This is a genomic window from Acinetobacter sp. AOR43_HL (assembly GCF_027854635.1).
GTDB classification, from domain to species: Bacteria; Pseudomonadota; Gammaproteobacteria; order Pseudomonadales; family Moraxellaceae; genus Acinetobacter; species Acinetobacter pittii.
This window is the reverse complement of record NZ_JAKTHX010000012.1, coordinates 1-4,121: the sequence shown is the minus strand read 5'-3', so window position 1 is coordinate 4,121 and position 4,121 is coordinate 1. Positions and strand designations below refer to the sequence as shown.

Sequence of the window (4,121 nt, the reverse complement as noted above, 5' to 3'; positions counted from 1 at the left end):
ACAACAGTGGCTTAACCATCACAGGTGGACCAAGCATCACCACAGCGGGCATTGATGCTGCGAACACCAACATCAGCAATGTTGCAGATGCGACCACAGCAGACCAAGCGGTGAACAAAGGCCAATTGGATGCAGCGACCGCCGCAGCGGATAACAAGACTGATGCATTGGGCAACAGCACAGCCAACAACTTAGGTGGTGGTGCAACCTATGACAGCACGACAGGTGCAGTGACAGCACCGACCTATACCGTGAATGGCACAGACGTGAACAACGTAGGTGCTGCGATCAGTGAATTAGACAAAGGTTGGAACTTAGCCAGCAATGGTGCCAATGCAGGTGCGATCAAAGCGGGAGATACGGTCGATATCGGCACAGCAGCAGGCGAAACGAACTTACAAGTTGCGAAGAGTGGCAACACCATTCAATACAGCCTAAGCCGTGACCTTGACCTAGATAGCGTGACCGCAGGTAACAGCAAATTAAACAACAGTGGCTTAACCATCACAGGTGGACCAAGCATCACCACAGCGGGCATTGATGCTGCAGGCAACACAATCAGTAACGTAGCAGCAGGCACCAATGCTACTGATGCAGTAAACAAAGGCCAGCTTGATCATGTAGATAATCGTGTAACACAGGTTACAAATACAACTGCAAGTATCTTTGGTGGTGGTGCTAAAGCTAATACAGATGGTTCAATTTCTAACCCGACTTATAATGTTGCAGGTACAAGTGCAAACAATGTTGGTGATGCTTTAACAGCACTTGATAAAGCAGTTACTGATGCAGGTACGGCAGCGAATGCAGGCTGGACAGTTTCAGCCAATGGTGATGCTGCGACTGCTAAAAATATCAAACCAAATGGTAAAGTGAATTTTACTGGCGATGACAACTTAACTGTTGCTCAAAGCAGCGAAACTGATAATGAAGGTAATATCAAGGTCGCGCTGAACAAAAACTTGAAGGTTGATAGTGTTACGACTGGTAATACCGTTATCGATACGACTGGAGTAAAAGTTGGTAATAACGTCCATTTAGGATCAACAGGCTTAATCATTGCTGGCGGTCCGAGTATCACTACTTCTGGAATTAGTGCTGGTAATAAAACGATAAGTAATGTAGCCGCAGGTGTTTCTTCTACAGATGCGGTAAACAAAGGACAACTGGATAGCGCAATAAGTAGCATAAACAATAATGTTGGTGCTCTTGCTAATAGTGCTGTGCAGTACGATAAAAATAGTGATGGATCAGTTAACAAAGACTCTATTACTTTAGCTGGCGGTGCTAATGGTACAACCATTAAAAATGTAGCAAATGGTACTGTAGCAGAAGGTTCTAAAGATGCTGTTAATGGAGGCCAGTTATGGACTGTTCAACAACAGGTCAATAAAAATACGGGCGATATTTCGAATCTTCAGACTGACATTAGCAATATTAACAATGGTAAATCAGGTTTAGTTCAGCAAGCTGATAAAGATGCAGCGATTACTGTTGGTAAAGATACTGGTGGTACTCAGGTTAATGTTGCTGGAACAGCAGGTGAGCGTACTGTGACTGGTGTTAAAGCGGGAGCAGTTACAGAGTCCTCAAAAGATGCAGTAAATGGTTCTCAACTTAATACAACAAATCAAGCACTTGTAAACTACTTAGGTGGTGGAGCAGGTTATGACAATATTACCCAAAGCTTCTCAAATCCAACATATAACGTAGGTGATCAGTCTTACCACAATGTTGGTGATGCGATAGGTGCATTGAATCAAGCTGACCAAACATTAAATACCAAAATTGATAATGTAAGTAATAAGCTTGAACAAGCATTCTATGCAACAAACCAACGTATTGATGATGTTGAGAAAAGAGCGAATGCTGGTATTGCTGCCGCGATGGCTTTAGAAAATGCGCCATTTGTTGCGGGTAAATACACCTATGCTGTTGGGGCTGCTTATCATGGTGGTGAAAATGCTGTCGGTGTGACCTTACGTAAAACAGCGGACAATGGTCGCTGGTCACTGACTGGTGGTGTAGCTGCAGCTTCTCAAGGTGATCCAAGTGTTCGTATCGGTATTAGTGGTGTAATTGACTAATTCACTAGACGAAGAAGATGAGAATCGCTCATCTTCTTCATTTTTCCTTAATTTTGAGAGAGATAAAAAATGAAAGCATTGAACAAAACCATGCTGTTAGGTGCATTCAGTGGTCTAGTGATGTCGATGTCATTGAGTCATGCTGCTGAAATTGAAACAACCACTGCACAAGAACAGGAAATTCATTTTCCAGAGGTCAGTGACAGTTACTTAAAACAAGTCAAACGCTATGAATATGATGATGTGGCGCGTTTAGATGTTGGACTGAATAAAGACCAATTCCGTCATTTATTGGGCAATCCACAGTTTAATGAAGGTTTATTCATCAATAAAACGTGGAATTATGTGTTAGATATTCGCCAACCAAATAGTCAGGATTATTTGCGTTGCCAATTACGCGTTGACTTTGACAAACTCAGTAATCGAAAAGCCACTGCGCAAAACGTGTATTGGAAAGGTGAAGCCTGTCAGGGTTTGATGGCTTTTGGTGCAAATAACCAAGCCCCGAAAGATGCACAAATCACAGATCGTTCTGCCAGCGTATTCTTTGCCTTTGACCGTTACCATGCCAATGCAATTGAACAGGGTGCAGGTATTGTCACAGAGATTGCGCAACGCATTCAACAAAGCCCAAGTACAGGCCCAGTCGTGGTATCAGGTTTTGCTGACCCTTTAGGCAAGTTTGCCCATAACCAGCAATTGTCATCACAACGTGCCAATACGGTTGCTAAATTGTTGGTGAGTGCAGGCATTGCCCCAAATCGGATTCAGATTCAGGCAAATAGCCAAACTGATTTATATCAGCAATGCGCGGGAACTCGTGCCACAGTACAAACGGTGAACTGCTTAGCACCTAATCGCCGTGTAAATGTGGTGTGGTAAAGCTACAATTCTTACTTTAACCTCTTTGCAGCTGGCTGTACCAGCTAGCTGTTTTACAAAATAAATGACTTGGACCATTAACATGTTAAAACAACTTTCCTGCTTTGCGCTTGCTAGTGCATGTGCTTTATCTACTCAAGCATTTGATAAAACCCAAGTTGATTTGAAAAAAGATTTTTTTGGGACATGGACGGTTTACAATACAAAAACGAAATGTACAGAAAGCTATCAATTCACTCAGCCTGCACAAGTAATCTATAGCGCGAAACAGAAAAAAATGTCAGGCGAGTTTGCCATTGTGCGCAACCAAGATCCTAAAATTTTAGATATCTTTGCCATGAATGTCAGTAAAGATAATAAAAAAGCTGGCTGCAACGGTCAGCCAACTGATTTTACTAAAGCGCAAATCCGTTTAAGCTTGAAATGGATTTCAGCAAAAACTGCAGAATTGTGTACCGACTTGGAAGGCAAACAATGTCTGGGGCTTTATTTTATTAAACAAATGTAAGCAGAAAATTTAAAAGACTTCTTCGGAAGTCTTTTTTATCACATCTTTTCTTGAAATTATTGATAAACAATCTCAAAATGGTGGACTATTAATCACAAGTCAAGTTCTCAAGAAATTATGATTTGAACAGTTTCAAGATCCTTCAATTGCAGATGCAGTCATGGATCGGATTTTACATAGATCGTATGAACAGGCTTTGTTGCATAAAGGTTTGAAAGGCTGAGCTACGCTAAGTGATCCAAATTTAAGTGGCAACTTGGGTATGAGGGCGACCTAGCTCTGTGAATTTATTCAAGACTGCTATGCGTACATGAATCTCATTCACCTGACTAGGCAAACTCCTTGCTGTTAATTTATCCCCTAATAATTTGATGCAATGCATCTTGGTTTCCACCAAACTTCGCCGATGATAGCCTGACCATTTTTTCCATAGTGTTCTGCCTAAACGTTTAACTGTTCGAAGTAATTCATTTCGCTCCTGAGAATGTGATTTTGTATCTTTTCAAGGTCTTGCATTTTTTCTAGGAGGAATCACTGCATGCGCTTGTCGATCTGCAATGACTTGACGGCATCTTTTTGTGTCATAAGCTCCATCGGTATAAACAGAGTCTATTTGCTCATCCAATGGAATCTGATCAAGTAAA

Annotated in this window: 3 protein-coding genes and 1 pseudogene; 3 read left to right on the top strand and 1 reads right to left on the bottom strand. The window is 41.8% G+C overall.

Going from position 1 to position 4,121, the window contains the following annotated elements; genetic code table 11:
* The 3 genes from MKL33_RS06320 to MKL33_RS06310 all read left to right on the top strand — a co-directional run.
* Positions 1 to 2,087: YadA-like family protein (locus MKL33_RS06320; RefSeq protein ID WP_270906683.1), on the top strand; the 2,087-nt coding region annotated here is incomplete at its 5' end.
* Between the two features lie 69 nt (positions 2,088 to 2,156).
* The gene (tpgA, locus tag MKL33_RS06315; RefSeq protein WP_097355463.1) at positions 2,157 to 2,969 is read left to right on the top strand and encodes a trimeric autotransporter adhesin/peptidogylcan-associated protein TpgA; all 813 of its coding nucleotides are present in this window, start codon (positions 2,157 to 2,159) and stop codon (positions 2,967 to 2,969) included.
* Positions 2,970 to 3,051: 82 nt separating this feature from the next.
* Positions 3,052 to 3,477 carry a hypothetical protein gene (locus MKL33_RS06310; RefSeq protein WP_097355462.1) on the top strand — a complete coding sequence of 142 codons (426 nt, stop codon included), beginning with the start codon at positions 3,052 to 3,054 and terminating at the stop codon, positions 3,475 to 3,477.
* A 244-nt stretch (positions 3,478 to 3,721) separates the two neighbouring features.
* Here the strand turns inward: MKL33_RS06310 and MKL33_RS06305 are convergent.
* Positions 3,722 to 4,121 (bottom strand): annotated as a pseudogene (locus MKL33_RS06305) (IS5 family transposase); the annotation flags it as partial.

Excerpts from the sequence above, each read along its gene's own strand:
- tpgA (WP_097355463.1), top strand. The coding sequence starts at position 2,157 with ATGAAAGCATTGAACAAAACCATGCTGTTAGGTGCATTCAGTGGTCTA.
- MKL33_RS06310 (WP_097355462.1), top strand. The coding sequence starts at position 3,052 with ATGTTAAAACAACTTTCCTGCTTTGCGCTTGCTAGTGCATGTGCTTTA.